We start from the raw sequence: 17,227 nt of genomic DNA on the forward strand, positions 1-17,227 counted from the left end.
AAGAACGCGCGCCCTGCCGGGCGGGTAGCGATACTACACAAGGAGCTAGGTAGCGATACTACACGATCAGGGCGCCAGACAGGCCGATAAACCTGACTTACTAGGCGAACGCTAGCAATATGTCGGGGAAATCACTAGTGTCACTACATACTTTTGAGAGCGAGGACGGACCACATCCATGCCCCACCACGCACCGGGCGGTGCCAGAAGGCTGACGCTCAACTCGGTCATCCGCCGCCACCAGATCGAGGCCACCCGCACCACGTCGCTGTGGGAGGACGAGACCGCGCTGCACTCGCCCGACGTCGTGCTCGCGCTGTCGGCCTGCGTGCGGGACAACTTCCCCGGCGCCCGCATGACCTGGGGCTTCTCCTGGGGCGCGCTCACCGATCCCGGTGACAGGTACGCCGCGATCCGCGCCACGGTGCGCGAGCTGAGCGAGCGGCACGGCGACGACGTGACCTTCGTCCCCGGCGGCTTCTTCGCCAACCGCTACGCCACCCGCGACCAGGTCGCCGCGGACGTCGCCGAGGCGCTGGCGATCCTGCGCGGCGAGTTCCCCCGCCCCGTCACCTCCCTGCTCGCCGGCTTCCTGGCCGCGGAGAACATCGAGCGCGCCGGGCGCGAGGGCGTGCGCACCGCCCAGGCCAACATCTGGAGCCAGTTCGACATCGACCTCCAGGACGGCGACGGCTCCATCGCCTACCCGTACTACCCCTCGCGCGGCAACTTCCTGGTCCCCGGCCGGGGCGAGGACCGCATCGACGTGGTCAGCCTGGACGGCTGGACCGTGGACCTGCTCGCCGCCCGTGCCGCCGGCATGTCGGCGGAGGGCGCGGACACCCCGTACAACTCGCGGATGGGCATCGGGCCGATCGAGACCCTGCACCGCATGCCGCTGGACCGGGCGCTGCGCCAGATGCGGCACACCAGCCAGGCGCACCTGAACCCGGCCAACGTGGCCCGCAACGGCCTGGGCTGGCTCACCGACAACTACGAGGTGGCCGAGGTCGCCCGAGGCATGGCCATCGACCCGGCGATCCTGCGCGCGTTCGGCGAGTGGCTGGGCTGGCTGCGCGCGACCTGGCCGGACCTGGAGTGCCCCACCATGGCCGAGCTGGGCGAGGAGCACCGCGCCGCCCACCCCGACAACGAGAGCCTGCGCTACATCCTCCAGCAGGAGGGCAGCGGCATCGACGCCTCCACCGCGGGGGAGCGGGTCACCTGGTTCATGAACGCGGACTTCCGGCTGGGCGTGGTGGACGGGCGCGGCCCGGCCGAGGTGTTCGACTACACCGACTACCGCGGGGCGGCCCCCGAGCCGCGGGGAGTGGGGGAGCGCAACTGGAGCCTGCTCGGCGAGATCAACCAGAAGCGCACCCGCCCGCAGGACCGGCCGGTCCCGGTGGCGGAGTTCTTCGCCGCCCGGCCCGCCCTGGCCGAGGAACTGGCCGCCCGATACGCGGGCGCGGCGGAGCTGGAGGTCTGCTTCGGGACGGTGGCGCCGTGATCGCGCTGGCCGGCCTGCGGGTGGAGCACCGGGTGCGGCCCGTCGGCGTGGACGTCACCCCGCGCTTCTCCTGGATCCTCACCGGAGGCGGGCGCGGGGCCGAGCAGATCTCCTACCGGCTGCGGGTCGCCGCCGGGGGCGAGGAGGTGTGGGACTCGGGCACCGTGCGCCGGCGGCGGACGTACGGGATCGAGTACGCCGGGCCGCCGCTCCCCGCCGCCACCGCCTGCGACTGGACGGTGGAGGTGGAGACCACCCACGGCCCGGCCAGGGCGGGCTCGCGGTTCCACACCGGCCTGTTCACCGAGGCCGACTGGGCCGGGGCGGCCTGGATCGGCCGGGCCGGGCCCGCCCGCGGCGCGCCGCTGCTGCGCGCGGAGTTCGACCCGGGCGGCCCGGTGCGCGCGGCCCTGCTGTTCGTCGCCGCGGGCGGCTACGCCGAGGTGACCGTCAACGGCGCGCCCGCCGGGCCGGGCCCGCTCTCGCCGGGTTTCACCGACTACGAGGAGCGGGTGCAGTACACCGGCGTCGAGGCCGGCCACCTCCTGCGCGAGGGGCCCAACACGATCACGGTGGAGCTGGGCCGCGGCTTCTACGGCACCGCCGCCGCCAACACCTGGGACTGGCACACCGCCCCCTGGCACGGCGAGCCGCGGGTGCGGCTGCTGCTGGTCGCCGACCTCGCCGACGGCACCCGGCGCACGTTCGCCTCCTCGCCGTCCTGGCTGCTCGCCGACGGCCCCACCACCTACGACGACCCGTACGGCGGCGAGAGCCACGACGCCCGCCTCGCCGCGCCCCGCGAGTGGCGGCCGGCGGACGTGCTGCCCGCCCCCGCCGGACGGCTGGTCGGCCAGCGCCAGCAGCCGATCGCGGTCACCGGGGAGCTGCGCCCCGAGGAGATCACCGAGCCCGCCCCCGGCGTGTACGTCGCCCGGTTCCCCCGGGTGATCGCGGGCCGCCTCGCCCTGCGCGCCCGCGGCCCGGCCGGGACCAGGATCACCGTCAGGTACGGCGAGCGCCTCACCGCCGCCGGCCGTCCCAACTACGACGACGACAAGGGCTACTACGACGGCCGCTTCCAGACCGACGAGCTGACCCTCGCGGGCACCGGCGAGGAGCGCTGGGCGTCCCGCTTCTCCTGGAAGGGCTTCCAGTACGCCGAGATCACCGGCTGGCCCGGCACGCCCGGCCCCGGCGACCTGGTGGCCCAGGTCCTGCACAACGACGTGCCGGTCACCGGCCACTTCTCCTGCTCCGACCCGGCGCTCACCCGGCTGCACGAGCTGACCGTCGCCACCGTGCTGAACAACCTGCACGGCCTGCCGACCGACACCCCCAAGTACGAGAAGAACGGCTGGACCGGCGACGGCATGCTGGGCGCCGAGCTGTTCCTGCGCAACCTGGACTGCCACGAGCTGCTGGCCAAGTGGGTGGACGACATCGCCGACACCCGCCGCGGGAACGGCGCGCCCGAGGTGATCGCGCCGCACGGCGGCTGGCGGATGGACTGGAGCCCGGCGCCGCCGTGGCACGCGGCGTACGTGCTGATCCCGTGGTGGCTGTACCGCTACCGGGGCGACGAGCGGGTGCTGCGCGAGCACTACCCCGGGATGCTGGACTACGTCCGGTTCGAGCTGGCCCGGTCGCCGGGAGGGATCGCCGACACCACCCTGGGCGACTGGGTGAGCCCGGAGACCGACCCGGGCGGCGGCAACGCGCCCGAGGACCGGCGGGTGGCGGCGACGGCGTACCTGTATCTCATGCTGGCCACGCTGGCCCGCGCCGCCGGCGCGCTCGGCCGCGAGGAGGACGCGCGGGCGCTGCGCGCCGACGCCGATCGGGTGCGCGCCGCGTTCCGCGCCCGCTTCCTGCACGAGGACGGGGTCGTGCGCGGCGAGGGCGACGCGGGGTTCCGGCAGACCCACAACGTGCTCGCGGTGGCGTTCGGGCTGGTCGAGGGCGAGGAGGCCGCCCGCGCGGCCGGCGCCGTGGCCGCCGACGCCCGCGCCCGCGGCGGCCACCTGAACACCGGCGCGCTCGGCACCAAGTACCTGCTGCCCGTGCTGACCGACCACGGCCACGCCGCGCTGGCGTACGAGATCGCGGTCAACCCGGAGTTCCCCGGCTGGGGGTTCTGGCTGGCCAACGGCGCGACCACGCTGTGGGAGCACTGGAGCGCCGAGTCGCGCTCGCGGGGGCACTACTTCCTCGGCACGATCGACGACTGGCTGTTCACCCACGTCGCCGGGCTGCGCCAGGACGGCCCCGGCGAGCTGACCGTGCGGCCGGCGCTGACCGGCGTGCTCACCTCGGCCCGCGCCGAGGTGGTCACGCCGTACGGCCCGGCGCGGGTGGACTGGCACCGCGACGGCGGCCCGCTCACGGTGAGCGTCTCGGTCCCGGTGGGCGCCAGGGCCCTGGTGCGCCTCCCGGCGGGGCGGCTCGGCCACGAGTGCCGGGAGGCGGCGGGGGTGGAGGAGGCCGCCGCCCCGCCCGGCGAGATCGCGCTGCGGGTGCGGAGCGGCGAGTACACCTTCACACTGCGATGATCAAGGGCTCCGTGATCGGCGGCTCACCAGGCGGTGTAGCCGCCGTCCACCAGCACCACCGACCCGGTCATGTACGACGCGGCGGCGGAGGCCAGGAACGCGACCACCGAGGCCACCTCCTCGGGGCGGGCCAGGCGGTCCATCGGCGTACGCCGCCGCCAGTCGGCCAGCCACTCCTCCGGCACGCCCTCCTTGGTCAGCTCGGTGGCGACGTAGCCGGGCGCGACCGCATTGACCCGGATGCCGGCCCCCGCCAGCTCCACGGCCAGCGACTTCACCATCAGGTGCACGGCCCCCTTGGAGGCGTTGTAGGCGGTCTGGGCCTGCGGCGCGTTGGCGATCTCGCCGGACATGGAGCCGATCGCCACGATCGAGCCGCCCTCGCCCATCCGCCGGGCCGCCTCGCGGGCGCACCAGAACGAGCCGTTCAGGTTGATGTCCAGCACGCGTTGCCACTGCTCGGGGGCGACGTCGAGCGCGGGCGTGTGGAGGGCGACCCCGGCCGAGGTGACCAGGACGTCGAGCGAGCCGTGCTCGGCCACCACCCGGTCGAACACGGCCGCGACCGCGCCGGGGTCGCGTACGTCGAGGTGGGCGTAGGAGACCGCGGGGCCGCCGTCGCCGAAGGACGCCGCGGCGGCCTCGCCCGCGTCGTCGAGCACATCGCAGATCACCACCGCCGCGCCCATCTCGCGCAGGGCCGCGGTGACGGCGAGGCCGATGCCGCGCGCCCCGCCCGTGACCACCGCGACCTTGCCCCCGAGATCCAGACGTTCCCGGTACATCGTGTCTCCTCGCTGTCAAATGGTAGTGTTGCTACAAAGCTTGGCCTGATCGGCGTGGAATATGCCGGTTCTCGCGGCCCGCCCAGCCAGTTTTCGGCCGGAAAGAGATAGTACAACTACCTGATGTGACGGGGCGGAGCCCGTCAGGTTGAGGAGAGACGCGTGAGTTCACTGCCCGCCGCACCCGTGCGGCTGGAACCGCTCGCCGATGAGGGCGTCCTGCGCGGCGGCGACGGCCGCTACGAGAAGTTCCTCGGCGACCTCGCCGGCCTGTACCGCGACGAGGCGGCGTACCGGGCGGCGCTGGCCGCGGACGCCGGCGCGCCGGTCTACTGGGTGGAGACCAGCACCCCCGAGCACGGCGACGGCGCCCTGACCGTCGGCATCAGCGTGCTGGAACCCGGCACGATCGGCGACGAGTTCTACATGACCCGGGGCCACCTGCACCGCCTCGCCGACCGCGCCGAGCTGTACTACGGGCTCAGCGGCCGGGGCGTGATGCTGCTGGAGTCGCTGGACGGCGAGAGCCGGGCCGTGGAGATCGGCCCCGGCACGGCGGTGCACGTCCCGGGCCACTGGGTGCACCGCAGCGTCAACGTGGGCGAGGAGCGGCTGGCCACCCTGTTCTGCTACCCCGCCGACGCCGGCCAGGACTACGAGATCATCGCGCGCGCGGGCGGCATGCGCCGGCTCGTCGTGCGCGACGGCGACGGCTGGACCACCCGCCCCAACCCGGACCACACGGGGTACCGCCGTGACTGACGGCAGGCGGGAGTCGCTGGCCCGCCGGGTGGACATCAGTTGCGTCCAGGCCCACCACTCCCTGGCCGACGTCACCGAGCTGGCCCGGCTGGCCCGCGAGCACGACTTCGTCAGCGCGCACGTGCTGCCGCAGTGGCTCGGCACCCTGGCCGGCATGCTCGCCGGCTCGCGCACGCTGGCCGGCGCGCCGGTCGGTTTCCCCTCCGGCGGCGCGACCACCCGCACCAAGCTGGCCGAGGCCGGGGAACTGCTCGAGGCCGGCGCGGGCGAGCTGGACGTCGTGATCGCCGTCGGCCGGCTGCGCTCCGGCGACTCCGAGTACGTACGCCGGGAGCTGGCCCAGGTGGTCGCGCTGGTGGACGGCGCGGTGCCGCTGCGCGCGATCATCGAGGTCGGCCACCTCGACGACCGGGAGATCGGCGAGGCCACCCGCGCCGCCGTGGACGCCGGGGTGCCCTGGGTGAAGACCGGCACCGGCTGGTCGGGCGTGCCGACCACCGAGCACCACGTACGGCTCATCGCCGAGGCCGCACGGGGCCGGGCGGGGATCAAGGCCGCGGGCGGTATCCGCGACGTGGCCACGATCCGGGCCATGGAGGCGCTGGGCGTGGCGCGGTTCGGCATGAACGCGCGGGCGGCCATCGCCGCCGTCGCGGCCTACGACGAGCGGGCGGAGGTGGCGCGATGAGCGCGGGGGTCCTGCCGGTGATGACCGCGGCGACGCTGCGCCCGGCCGAGTCGCCCACCCTCTACTTCGTCGGCGTGACCACCGGCGACTCCTCCATCCAGGCGGTCTTCCCGCGCTGGGCCGAGCACCTGGGCCTGGACGGCGCGCGGCTGCAGGGCGTGGACCTGCCGCTGCACGCCGACCCCGAGGACTACCGCAGGGTGGTGGAGTTCATCGCGGCCGACGAGCTGAGCATGGGCGCGCTGGTCACCACGCACAAGATCGACCTCTACCGGGCCTGCGCCGACATGTTCGACGTGGTGGACCCGCACGCCAAGATGATGGGCGAGACGAGCTGCCTGTCGAAGTCGGAGCTGGGCCTGGTCGCGCACGCCAAGGACCCGATCTCCAGCGGCCTGGCCCTCGACGCGTTCGTGCCCGCGGGCCACTGGGCCCGCACCGGCGCCGAGGTGCTGAGCATGGGCGCGGGCGGCTCCACGATCGCGATCACCTGGTACCTCAGCCAGGCGTCCCGCGGCGCCGACCGGCCCGCGCGGATCGTGGTCACCAACCGGTCCCAGGCCCGGCTGGACCACCTCCGCGAGGTGCACCAGGCCCTGCCCACCGACACCCCCTTCGAGTACGTCCTCGCCGAGGACACCGCGGCCAACGACGCGGCCGTCAACGCCCTGCCGCCCGGCTCGCTGGTGATCAACGCCACCGGCCTGGGCAAGGACGCCCCCGGCTCGCCGATAACGGGCGCCGCCCGCTTCCCCGAGACCGGCCTCGCCTGGGATCTGAACTACCGTGGCGATCTGGTGTTCCTGGATCAGGCGCGCGCTCAGCAACGCGAGAGGTCGCTGCACGTCGAGGACGGCTGGGTCTACTTCCTGCACGGGTGGACACAGGTCATCGCCGAGGTGTTCCATATCGCGATCCCCGAGTCGGGACCTGAGTTCGACGCTCTGTCCACCCTGGCACTGGCGACGCGTAAGGACCAAAAACGATGAATCCAGCCGAGCTCGCCCAGCGGGCGCCGAGTGAGACGCTTCTCGAACGCATCACGCGTTCGATGCCCACCATGCGCAAGTCCGAGCGCAAGGTGGGGGAGGTGGTTCTCGCCGCCCCGGGCCGGGCGATGAACTTCACCATGGCCGAGTGCGCGGAGGCGGCCGGGGTGAGCGAGCCGACGGTCATGCGCTTTTGCAGCTCCATCGGCTGCGACGGCTTCCAGGACTTCCGCATCCAGCTCGCCCAGACGATGGCGCTGGGCCTGCCGGTCACCCACTCGGCGATCACCGCCGACGACACCGCGGGCGACCTGGCGGAGAAGATCTTCAACCACACGATCAGCAGCCTGGACCGGGCCCGGCGCAACCTGGACCAGGACAGCGTGGAGCGGGCGATACAGGCGCTGCTGGCGGCCGAGTCGGTGCTGTTCGTCGGCTTCGGCGCCAGCGGCATCATCGCCCAGGACGCCCAGCAGAAGTTCCCGCTGTTCGGCGTGCCCTGCGACGCCCCGGCCGACTTCCACCAGCAGTTCATCGCCGCCTCCGTCAGCGGGCCGCGTACGGTGACCTTCGCCATCTCCAACACCGGCCACACCGCCGAGACCCTGACCGTGGCGCGCGAGGCCAAGAGCGCGGGCTCGACCGTGATCGCGCTGGTCGGCAGCGACAGCCCGCTGGCCGACCTGGCCGACATCGCGCTGAAGGCGGTCACCTTCGAGGACACCGACATCTACACGCCCAGCACCAGCCGCCTGGCCGGGCTGGTCGTGATCGACATCCTGGCCACCGGCGTCGCGATGCGCCGGGGCCCGGAGCACCAGGAGAAGATCCGCCGGATGAAGAGCCGCCTGGCCACCATGCGCCACGAGGTTCCCGGCGCGCCCGCCCGCCGGGTGGGCGAGGCCGGCGAGGGGGAGTAGCGGTGCCCGGCGCCGTCCTCGCGCTGGACCTCGGCACGGGCGGGTGCAAGGCGTCCCTGTGGAGCGCCGAGGGCGCCTGCCTGGCCGAGACGGTCACCCCGTACGCCACCCACCACAGCGCCGTCGGCCGCAACGAGCAGCGGCCCGCCGACTGGTGGGACGCGGTGACCGCCGCCACCCGCGAGCTGCTGGCCGGTGGCGTCCCGATCGAGGGGATCGCCCTGTCGGGCCAGAGCCTGGGCGCGGTCATGCTCGACTCCGCCGGGCGGCCGGTGGAGGAGCTGACCCCGATCTGGTCCGACGCCAGGGCGGTGGCCCAGGCCGAGGCGCTGTTCACCCGGGTGCCCGAGGAGACGTGGTACCTGCGCACCGGCAACGGCTTCCCGCCGGGCCTGTACCCGCTGTTCAAGGCGATGTGGTTCCGCGAGCACGCCCCGGAGTCCTGGCGGCGGGCCCGCACGCTGATCGGCTCCAAGGACTACGTCAACCACCGGCTCACCGGGGTGATCGCCACCGACCACTCCTACGCCTCCGGCAGCGGCGCCTACGACCTGCTCAAGCGGGCGTACGACCCGGAGCTGCTGGCCGCGGCCGGCCTGGACCCGGCGCTGCTGCCCCCGATCCGCGAGGCCACCGACGTCATCGGCGGGGTGACCGCCGAGGCCGCCGCCGCGCTGGGCGTGCCCTCGGGCACGCCGGTGCTGGCCGGTGCGGTGGACAACTCCTGCATGGCGCTGGGCTCGCGCGGCACCAGGCCCGGCCGGGTGTTCGCCTCGCTCGGCTCGTCGAGCTGGATCACAGTGACCTCCGACCGGCCGGTGCTGGACCCCGCCTCCCGTCCGTACGTGTTCGCGCACGCAGTGCCCGGCCTGTTCATCAGCGCCCTGTCCACCTTCAGCAGTGGCACCAGCATCGAGTGGCTGCGCGACCTGATCGCCCCGGGAATCCCGGTCGCCGAGCTGGTCTCGGAGGCGTGCCAGGCCCCGCCGGGGGCGCGCGGCGCGCTGATGCTGCCCATGCTCAGCGGCGGCACCCCGATCGAGGGCGGCCCCTCGGCGCGCGGCGTGCTGATGGGCCTGGACCTGGCGCACGAGCGCCGCGACATCGCCCGCGCCGGGCTGGAGGGCGTGGCGTTCGCGCTGCGCCGCAGCCTGGACGCGATGCGCGCGCTGGCCGAGTGCGACGCCGAGCTGCTGATCTCCGGCGGCGGCGGCAGGCACCCGGGCTGGAACCAGATCTACGCCGACGTCCTCGGCGTGCCCCTGACCCGCACCGCCGTGGACCAGCAGGCCGCGACCCTCGGCGCGGCGGCCATCGCCTTCGTCGGCCTGGGCCTGTGGCCCGGCTTCGACCGCGCCGACGCCCCCCACGTCCCCGTCGAGCGCTACGAGCCCGACCCGGCCGCCGCCCCGGTCTACGAGGCGGCCCGAGCCCGCTTCGACGCCGCCGTACGCGCCCTGGCCGGATCACCTCACCTAGCGAATGGAGTCGTCCATGGATGAGCGTCCCCTTGTCGTCGTCACCGGGGCCAGCTCCGGCATCGGCGCCGCCGCCGCGCGCGCGTTCTCCGCGGCCGGGCATCCGCTGCTGCTGCTCGCGCGGCGGGCCGGGCCGATGGAGGCGCTGGGGCTGCCGGACACGATCGTGGAGGCGGTGGACGTGACCGACAGCGCGGCCGTCGCCGCCGCGATCGGGCGCGCCGAGGAGGCGTACGGGCCGGTGGACCTGCTGGTCAACAACGCCGGGATGATGTCGCTGGCCCCGGTCGCGGAACAGGACCCGCAGCACATCCAGCGGATGTTCGACCTCAACTGCGTCGCGCCGATGCGGCTGGCCCAGCTCGTGCTGCCCGCCATGATGGCCAGGCGCGGCGGCACGATCATGAACGTCGGCTCCATCGCGGGCAAGGCGCTGTACGGCGACCACACCGTCTACTGCGGCACCAAGTACGCGCTGCACGTGATGACCGAGGGGCTGCGCCGCGAGACCGCCGCCCACGGCGTGCGGGTGATGCTGGTCGCGCCCGGCATGGTGGACACCGACCTGCTCAGCAACACCGGCGCGGGCCGGGTGCTCGACGGCTACCTGGACTACAAGAAGTCCATCGGCGGCGGGCTGGCGCCCGAGGACGTCGCCGAGGCGATGCTGCACGCGTACCGGCTGCCGCAGCACGTCAACCTGCGCGAGATCGTCGTCGCGGCCACGGTGCAGGACTCCTGAGATGACGATCCTGGTCACGTCGCGGTCGTTCTCGACCGGCTCGGCCGACCTGGTGGGGCGGCTGCGGGCCGCCGGGCACGCCGTCGAGCGCGGCCCGGCCACGCACGACCTGGACGCGCTGCGCGGCCCGCTCGGCCGCGCCACCGGCTGGATCGCCGGCACCGGCCCGATCACCGAGGCCCATCTCGACGCGGCGCCCCGGCTACGCGTGATCGCCCGCTACGGCGTGGGCGTGGACGCGGTGGACCGCGCCGCCGCCGCGCGCCGGGGCATCGTGGTCACCAACACCCCCGGCGCCAACTCCGCGGCGGTGGCCGACCACACGCTCGCGCTGATCCTGGCCGCGGTGCGCGGCGTGGTGCGCGGCAACGAGCGGGTGCGCGCCGGCGACTGGTCCGGGTGGCGCTCGCGCGAGCTGGCCACCGCCACCGTCGGCATCATCGGCCTGGGCAGGATCGGCCGCGAGGTCGTGGCCCGGCTGTCCGGCTTCGGCTGCGAGGTGGTGGCGCACGACCCGTACCTGCCGGAGGCGGACTTCGCCGCCCTGGGCGTGCGGCGCGCCACCATCGACGAGATCGCCCGCGAGTGCGACGTGGTCAGCCTGCACGCGCCGGGCGGCGGCACGGTGATCGACGCGGCCTGGCTCGCCCGCAGCGACGCGCCCGTGGTCGTCGTCAACACCGCGCGCGGTGACCTGGTGGACGAGGCGGCGCTGGCCGCCGCGCTGCGCTCGGGCCGGGTCAGCGCGTACGCCGCCGACACCCTGCGCGAGGAGGGCGGCGCGGGCGGCGGGCCGCTGCTCGCGCCCGACCTGCGCGAGCGGGTCATCATCACCCCGCACGTCGCCGCGCAGACCGTGGAGGCCATCGACCGCATGGGCGCCGCGGCCGTGGCGGACCTGCTGGCGGTGCTCGATGGCCGCACCCCGGCCAACCTGGTGGCGTACGGGTGACCGCGATCCGCACGGTGCTCGGCGACCTGCCGGCCGCCGGGCTGGGGCGCACCGACTACCACGAGCACCTGTTCCAGGTCTCGCCGCTGCTGCCGGGCGAGGAGCTGGACGACGAGGAGCGCAGCGGCGCCGAGGCCGCGTCGCTGCGGGCCTGCGGCGTCGAGGCGATGGTGGACGCGACCCCGCAGGGCCTGGGCCGCGATCCGGCGGCGGTGGCCAGGATCAGCGAACGCACCGGGCTGCGCGTGGTCATGACCACGGGGGCGCACCGCTTCGAGCACTACGGCGAGGGGCACTGGCTGACCGGGCTGTCCGCGGAGGCGCTGGGCGAGCGGTTCCTGCGCGACCTGCTGCACGGCGCGCCAGAGGCGGACGGGCCCGGCGAGGACCTGCCCGCGGCGCGCGGGCCGGGCGGCGAGCCGGTGCGCGCCGGGGTGCTCAAGGCGGGGATCGGCTACTGGTCCATCGGGCCGTTCGAGCGCCGGGTGATCGAGGCGGTGGGCGCGGCGCACCGGCGTACCGGGGCGCCCGTGATGGTGCACCTGGAGCACGGCAGCGCCGCCTTCGAGGTGCTGGCCGCCCTGGACGCCGAGGGCGTGCCCGCGGCCCGCGTGGCCCTGGCGCACATCGACCGCAATCCCGACCCCGGCCTGCACGCCGAGCTGGCCGCCGCCGGGGCGTACCTGGGCTACGACGGCCCCGCCCGGCACCGGGAGTGGCCCGACTCGGTGCTGCTGGACTGCCTGGCGGAGGTGGCCGGGCGGGGCGGCGGCGACCGGCTGCTGCTCGGCGGCGACGTGGCCCGCCGCAGCCGCTACCGGGCGTACGGCGGGATGCCGGGGCTGGCGTACCTGGGCGAGCGGTTCCTGCCCCGGCTGCGCGAGCGCACGGGCGCCGAGCTGGAGCACGCCGTCCTGGTCGCCAACCCGGCCGCCTGGCTGACCTGGCGGGTTCCGGAGGAGGTTCCCGGGGCTCAGAGCGCGGCGAAGTAGTCGCGCGCCGCGGCCACGCCGCCGCCGCCGGCCAGCGCGGCCATCAGGGCGGCGCGGGCCTTGACCGGCGACAGTCCGCGGGCGCCGATCGCGCCCAGCTTGCCGGCCAGGCCCCAGTCCAGCGGCAGGTCGTCCAGCGGCTCGCCCCCGGTGTGGGCGCGCGAGGCGATCACGACCGGGATGTCCTGCCCGACCAGCCCGCCGATCGCGGCGAACAGGTCCACGGGGACGTTGCCCGCGCCGGTGCCCGCCAGCACCACTCCGCGCGCGCCCATGTCGGTCACGGTCCTGAGCTGCTCGGGGCCCATGCCCGGGTACGTCATTATCAGCGCGACGTTCAGGTCGGGCTCCCCGGTGAGCCGCGGTGGGCGGGGCGGAGGGGCGCCGCGCGTGGACACCCGGCCGCCGGAGACCCGGCCGACCGGGGGGTGCGGCGCGGAGGAGAAGGCCGGGCCGCCGGTGGCGGCCACGGTCGCGACCCAGCGGGCCGCGTGCAGCTCGCCTCCCGCGCACACCACCGCGCCCATGCCGCGCAGCGCCGGGTCGGCGGCGGCGGTGAGCGAGGCCGCCAGGTTGCCCGGCCCGTCGGGGTAGGGGTCGTCGCGCGGGCGGGAGGCGGCGGTCAGCACGATCCCGCCGCGGGTGGCCGCGCGCCCGGCGTACAGGTCCACCAGGAACGCCACGTCCTCCATGGTGTCCACGCCGTAGGTGATCACGACCCCGGCGAAGTCGCGCTCCAGGATCGCCGCACGGGCCCTGCGCGCCAGGTCCAGCATGGTCTCGGGCGGCATGTCCCAGCTCGGCGGGGCCATGACGTCCTCGGCGACGACCTCCAGGCCCGGGGGCAGCACGGGCGCCACGTCGCGCACCAGCTCGGCGCCCGGGGCGATGCCGGGCCGGCCCCGGCGCCCGGAGTTGTGCGCGATGGTGTCGCCGGTGGCGAGCAGCAGCACCCGGGTCACGCCGCCCGCCTCCTCGGGGCGCTCATCCGGCGTCCGGTGACAGCCCCGCGCCCGCCTCCAGGCGCTCGATCCGCGCCACCAGCGGGCGCAGCTCCCTGCGCACGGCCTCGGTGACGGCCGCCAGGCTCAGCCCGGCCGCCGGCTGCGGCGCGGCCTCGGACTGGGCCACGGCGGACTGTGCCGCCGCGGACTGGGCCACCGCGGTCTGGGCGCGCAGGTGGACGTACCCGGCCAGGGCGGCGGTGACCCCGCGCCGGGTGAGCCGCAGGTCGGCGCCGAGGCCGCGCAGCACCTGGCCCGCGGTCCCGTCGGGCTCGGCGATCAGGCCGAGCAGCAGGTGCTCGCAGCCGATGTAGTTGTGGCCGAGCGAGGTGGCCTCGGTCACGGCCAGCTCCAGCGCCGCCGCGGCCGGGCCGCTGAGCCGCCGTCCGCCCTCGCCGGCCGGGGCCTCCGCGGCCGAGCCGGACGCGAGCTGCGCGGCCAGCGCCCGCTCCACCTGGGCGGGCTCGATCTCCAGCGCGCGCAGCACGTGCAGCGCCAGGTTGGTGCCCTCGCGCAGCATCCCGCCGAGCAGGAACTCCGTGCCGATGGCCGGGGCGCCCGCTGCCTCGGCCTCGGACAACGCGAGCTTGAGGACCTGGCGGGTGCGGGCGGTGAAGTGGGCCAGCCGCCCGCTGGGGTCGTCCAGGTCGAGATCGCCGACCACGGTCTCGCGGATCGCGGTCAGCCGCCGTACGGCCTGCTCCAGCGCGCGCTGGCACACGGCGGAGACGGGCACGCCCGCCTCCTTGACCGCCTCGGCCAGTTCGTCGGGCAGGTATACGTTGATCTTGGGCATCACGGAACGCCTCCTTCCGCCCCCCTTTATACCCCCAGTGGGGTTATAAGTCGAGGAAGCGTGCCGTGTACGCGTTCGTGAACCTGCCCGCGGGGTCGTACTTCCTGGCCAGGTCCCGGAAGTCGGCCAGCCTCGGATAGCGCGCGGCCAGCGTCTCCGCCGGGGTGGTGAAGATCTTGCCCCAGTGCGGCCGGGCGCCGAACGCCCCGAGCACCCCCTCCAGCAGGTCCACCACGGGCAGCACCGCGCGCTCGTCGCGCACCCAGGTGAAGTGGAACCCCACCACATCCTCCCCGTACGCCGGGCTCAGCCACAGGTCGTCGGCCGCGACGGTGCGGATCTCGGAGATCTGCAGCGCCGGCGCGATCCGCCCGCGCACGGCGTCGAGCGCCCGCAGCGCCTCCACCGCGTGCCGGCGGGGGAGGAGGTACTCCGACTGCAGCTCATCGCCCCGGCTGCTCGGCGGGAAGTCGGGCCGGAAGTGCGGCAGCCGCTCGTGCCACGGTCCCGGCGCCCCGAGCTGGGGCGTGCACGCCTCGGCCGGCACGCCCGGTACCGGGTGGCGCGGGCCGGGCGCGGGCGCGGCGCCGAAGAACGGCTCGCCGGGCGCCCACCCGGCGGGAGCGGGCTCGTCGAGACGGCGTTTGAGCCACAGCGCGTCCACCACGGGACCCCGCCAGGAGGTGAACAGGCTCACGCTGTACGTCGCCGACATCACCTCGTCGAACCGCTCGCACACCAGCTCCAGGTCCAGGCCCTCGTAGACGTGCTGGGCCATCTCGTAGGCGGGCACGATGTCCAGCTCCAGGGCCGTCACCACGCCCAGCGCGCCGAGGTGCACCGCCGCGCCCGCGAAGCCGGCGTCGCCGCGGGCGAGGGTGACCGGCTCGCCGCTCCCGGTGACGAGGTCCATCGCGGCCACCGCGGTGGCCAGGCCGCCGTTGCGGTCGCCGGAGCCGTGGGTGCCGGTCGCGCAGGAGCCCGCCACCGAGATGTGCGGCAGCGAGGCCAGGTTGCGCAGGGCGTACCCGCGCTCGTGCAGCGCCCGGCTCAGCGCGGCGTAGCGGACGCCCGCGCCCACCCGCACCGTGCCGGCCGCGGCGTCCACCTCCAGCTCGTACGGCAGCCGCTCGGCCGAGATCAGCACTCCCGGCGAGTCGGCGATGTCGGTGAAGGAGTGGGCGCTGCCCAGGGCCCGCGCCCGGACGCTGCCCGCCACCAGGGACTGCAACTCGGCCAGTGTCTCGGGGCTGTGCACGCGCCCTGCCGCGAAGGTGATGTTGCCGGCCCAGTTCGTCGGTCTCGGGGTCAACCACGGCCTCCCGTCGGGGGGTGAGGAGCGGCGGGGCCGCCGCCCCCTCGAACCCTACGACGGCAGGCGCGTCCGGGGCCTACTCGCGCAGCGCGGGCAGCAGCTCCCGCTGCGCCCACTCGATGAACTCGCCCTGGTGGTCGGCGCCCACCTGGACCAGCGCGACGTGGTCGAACCCGGCGTCGATGAACTCGCGCACCGCCTCCACGCACGGCTCCACCTTGGGACCGCACGGCACCTGGGCGGCGACGTCCTCCGGGCGCACGAAGCTCGTGTGGGCCGCGAAGTTGACCGGGCCGGGCAGCTCGGCCTGCACCTTCCAGCCGGCCAGGCCCCAGGCCCACAACTCCGTGGCCCGCTTGATCGCGGCCTCCTCGTCGGGGTCGTAGCAGATCGGCACCTGGCCGTACTTCGGCTTGCCGCCGCCGCCCGCCTGCTCGAAGTCGCGCACCAGGCTCGGCTTGGGCTCGGTGGCGATCAGGCCGTCGCCGAGCGTCGCGGCGATGTCGGCCGACTCCCGCCCCGACGCCGCGACCGCGATCGGGATCGCGGTGTCGGGCAGGTCGTACAGCCTGGCCGACTCCACGGTGAAGTGGTTGCCGTCGTAGTCCACGTAGTCACCGGAGAACAGCGCGCCGATGATCTCGATGGCCTCGGTGAGCATCTCGTGCCGCACCCGGACCGCCGGCCAGCCGTGCCCGACCACGTGCTCGTTCAGGTTCTCGCCCGCGCCCAGGCCGAGGGTGAACCGGCCGTCGGACAGCACGCCCACCGTGGCCGCCTTCTGCGCCACCACGGCCGGGTGGTAGCGCATGATCGGGCAGGTCACGAAGGTCATCAGCGGGATGGACTCCGTCGCCTGCGCCGCGGCGCCCAGCACCGCCCACGCGTACGCGGAATGACCCTGCTGCTCCACCCACGGGGAGTAGTGATCGGAGATCACCGAGAAGTCGAACCCGGCCCGCTCGGCCGCGACGAGATCGGTGACGAGCTGTTTGGGTGGTGTCTGCTCGCAAAGGAGCGTATATCCGATTTTCGCCATGGGCCGCCCCTACCCACGGATCGGAGGCGGGCACGCGTCAGGGCGGCGCGGCGTCGTCGCCGCGCGGCATGCCGCCGGCGGCGGTGTCCATCGGCAGGGTGCCGGCCGCCGGGTCGGGCGCGAGCGCTTCGGCGCCTAACTCCCGGGGGTGCCCGCCGGGGGCGTTCGCCCCGGTCGTGCTCCGGTCGCGGTGGGTGAACAGGTTGATCAGATCCTCGATCGGATGCGCGGCCTCGACCGGGTGGCGGAAGCTGCGGGTGGCGTCGATGGTGTATCGGTTGCGCCGGCCCACCCGGTCGCGCGTGAGGTAGCCCGCCGCCTCAAGGTCGGCGACGATGGCTTGCACGGCGCGCTCGGTGATCCCGACGGTGGCCGCGACGTCGCGCAGGCGCACTTCGGGGTTCTTGGCGATCTCGATCAGCACGCGCGCGTGGTTGGTCAGGAACGTCCAGCGGCCGGTGGGCGGGCTGCCTGCTGAGCCGGAGGTCATCCTCCGATCATACGAGCATCCATTCACGAGTCGTCATGCCGTGGCGTTTCGTGTCCAAAATATGACGAAGGCAGTTTCGTGTATTCGTTGACAGGAGACCCGGCGCGGGAGCACCCTGTAAGCCAGGCAGGAAATCCGCGAAGGAGGGTGGCCATGGTTCCGAGCGCTCCGCCGGCGATGGCGTCCATCCCGGTGGTCCTGTCGCGAAGCGCG

Annotated in this window: 16 protein-coding genes; 10 read left to right on the forward strand and 6 right to left on the reverse strand. The window is 74.6% G+C overall.

Annotated features, from left to right (window positions below):
- The first annotated feature begins 178 nt into the window (after positions 1-178).
- Together HNP84_RS05670 and HNP84_RS05675 are read left to right on the forward strand one after the other, a co-directional pair.
- Positions 179-1,510: a DUF3863 domain-containing protein gene (locus tag HNP84_RS05670; protein ID WP_185048276.1), complete on the forward strand. Its 1,332-nt coding sequence runs from the start codon at positions 179-181 to the stop codon at positions 1,508-1,510.
- Complete coding sequence (locus HNP84_RS05675; RefSeq protein WP_185048277.1) at positions 1,507-4,062, forward strand: alpha-L-rhamnosidase; 2,556 nt, start codon at positions 1,507-1,509, stop codon at positions 4,060-4,062. Before HNP84_RS05670 ends, HNP84_RS05675 begins: the two co-directional genes overlap by 4 nt.
- A 23-nt stretch (positions 4,063-4,085) precedes the next feature.
- Here the strand turns inward: HNP84_RS05675 and HNP84_RS05680 are convergent, their stop codons facing one another.
- Positions 4,086-4,847, reverse strand: a complete 762-nt coding sequence (locus HNP84_RS05680; protein ID WP_185048278.1) for an SDR family NAD(P)-dependent oxidoreductase — start codon at positions 4,845-4,847, stop codon at positions 4,086-4,088.
- 162 nt (positions 4,848-5,009) lie between these two features.
- Between HNP84_RS05680 and HNP84_RS05685 the strand changes: the two genes are divergently transcribed.
- From HNP84_RS05685 to HNP84_RS05720, 8 genes are read left to right on the forward strand one after another with little or no spacing between them, the layout of a single operon-like run.
- Positions 5,010-5,609, forward strand: coding sequence for a glucose-6-phosphate isomerase family protein (locus HNP84_RS05685; protein ID WP_185048279.1), 600 nt, complete (start codon positions 5,010-5,012; stop codon positions 5,607-5,609).
- Positions 5,602-6,297: a deoxyribose-phosphate aldolase gene (gene deoC / locus HNP84_RS05690; RefSeq protein WP_185048280.1), complete on the forward strand. Its 696-nt coding sequence runs from the start codon at positions 5,602-5,604 to the stop codon at positions 6,295-6,297. Before HNP84_RS05685 ends, deoC begins: the two co-directional genes overlap by 8 nt.
- Positions 6,294-7,286, forward strand: a complete 993-nt coding sequence (locus HNP84_RS05695; RefSeq protein ID WP_221335880.1) for a shikimate dehydrogenase family protein — start codon at positions 6,294-6,296, stop codon at positions 7,284-7,286. Before deoC ends, HNP84_RS05695 begins: the two co-directional genes overlap by 4 nt.
- A complete protein-coding gene (locus HNP84_RS05700) occupies positions 7,283-8,206 on the forward strand; it encodes an SIS domain-containing protein (protein WP_185048281.1) in 924 nt (307 codons plus the stop codon). The genes HNP84_RS05695 and HNP84_RS05700 overlap by 4 nt, the downstream gene beginning before the upstream one ends.
- Positions 8,207-8,208: 2 nt before the next feature.
- Positions 8,209-9,708: a xylulokinase gene (locus tag HNP84_RS05705; RefSeq protein ID WP_185048282.1), complete on the forward strand. Its 1,500-nt coding sequence runs from the start codon at positions 8,209-8,211 to the stop codon at positions 9,706-9,708.
- Entirely contained in the window at positions 9,701-10,426 is a 726-nt protein-coding gene (locus HNP84_RS05710) for an SDR family oxidoreductase (protein ID WP_185048283.1), read from the forward strand. Before HNP84_RS05705 ends, HNP84_RS05710 begins: the two co-directional genes overlap by 8 nt.
- 1 nt (position 10,427) lies before the next feature.
- The gene (locus tag HNP84_RS05715; protein WP_185048284.1) at positions 10,428-11,378 is read left to right on the forward strand and encodes an NAD(P)-dependent oxidoreductase; all 951 of its coding nucleotides are present in this window, start codon (positions 10,428-10,430) and stop codon (positions 11,376-11,378) included.
- Positions 11,375-12,370 (forward strand): phosphotriesterase family protein, encoded by a 996-nt coding sequence (locus tag HNP84_RS05720; protein WP_185048285.1) that lies wholly within the window; start codon positions 11,375-11,377, stop codon positions 12,368-12,370. The genes HNP84_RS05715 and HNP84_RS05720 overlap by 4 nt, the downstream gene beginning before the upstream one ends.
- On the opposite strand, the gene HNP84_RS05725 is transcribed toward HNP84_RS05720, so the two are convergent.
- The 5 genes from HNP84_RS05725 to HNP84_RS05745 form a co-directional block, all read right to left on the reverse strand.
- On the reverse strand, positions 12,352-13,332 hold the full coding sequence (locus HNP84_RS05725) for an asparaginase domain-containing protein (RefSeq protein ID WP_185048286.1): 981 nt from the start codon (positions 13,330-13,332) through the stop codon (positions 12,352-12,354). The two genes, HNP84_RS05720 and HNP84_RS05725, sit on opposite strands and share 19 nt — an antisense overlap.
- 22 nt (positions 13,333-13,354) lie before the next feature.
- Positions 13,355-14,170 carry a Clp protease N-terminal domain-containing protein gene (locus HNP84_RS05730; protein ID WP_185048287.1) on the reverse strand — a complete coding sequence of 272 codons (816 nt, stop codon included), beginning with the start codon at positions 14,168-14,170 and terminating at the stop codon, positions 13,355-13,357.
- A 43-nt stretch (positions 14,171-14,213) separates the two neighbouring features.
- Entirely contained in the window at positions 14,214-15,482 is a 1,269-nt protein-coding gene (locus HNP84_RS05735; RefSeq protein WP_185048288.1) for a D-arabinono-1,4-lactone oxidase, read from the reverse strand.
- A 79-nt stretch (positions 15,483-15,561) separates the two neighbouring features.
- Positions 15,562-16,524 (reverse strand): LLM class F420-dependent oxidoreductase, encoded by a 963-nt coding sequence (locus tag HNP84_RS05740; RefSeq protein ID WP_185048289.1) that lies wholly within the window; start codon positions 16,522-16,524, stop codon positions 15,562-15,564.
- Positions 16,525-16,561: 37 nt separating this feature from the next.
- On the reverse strand, positions 16,562-17,014 hold the full coding sequence (locus tag HNP84_RS05745) for a helix-turn-helix transcriptional regulator (protein WP_185048290.1): 453 nt from the start codon (positions 17,012-17,014) through the stop codon (positions 16,562-16,564).
- Positions 17,015-17,227: the final 213 nt, after the last annotated feature.

Origin of the sequence: Thermocatellispora tengchongensis, from assembly GCF_014202315.1 — a bacterium.
GTDB classification, from domain to species: Bacteria; Actinomycetota; Actinomycetes; order Streptosporangiales; family Streptosporangiaceae; genus Thermocatellispora; species Thermocatellispora tengchongensis.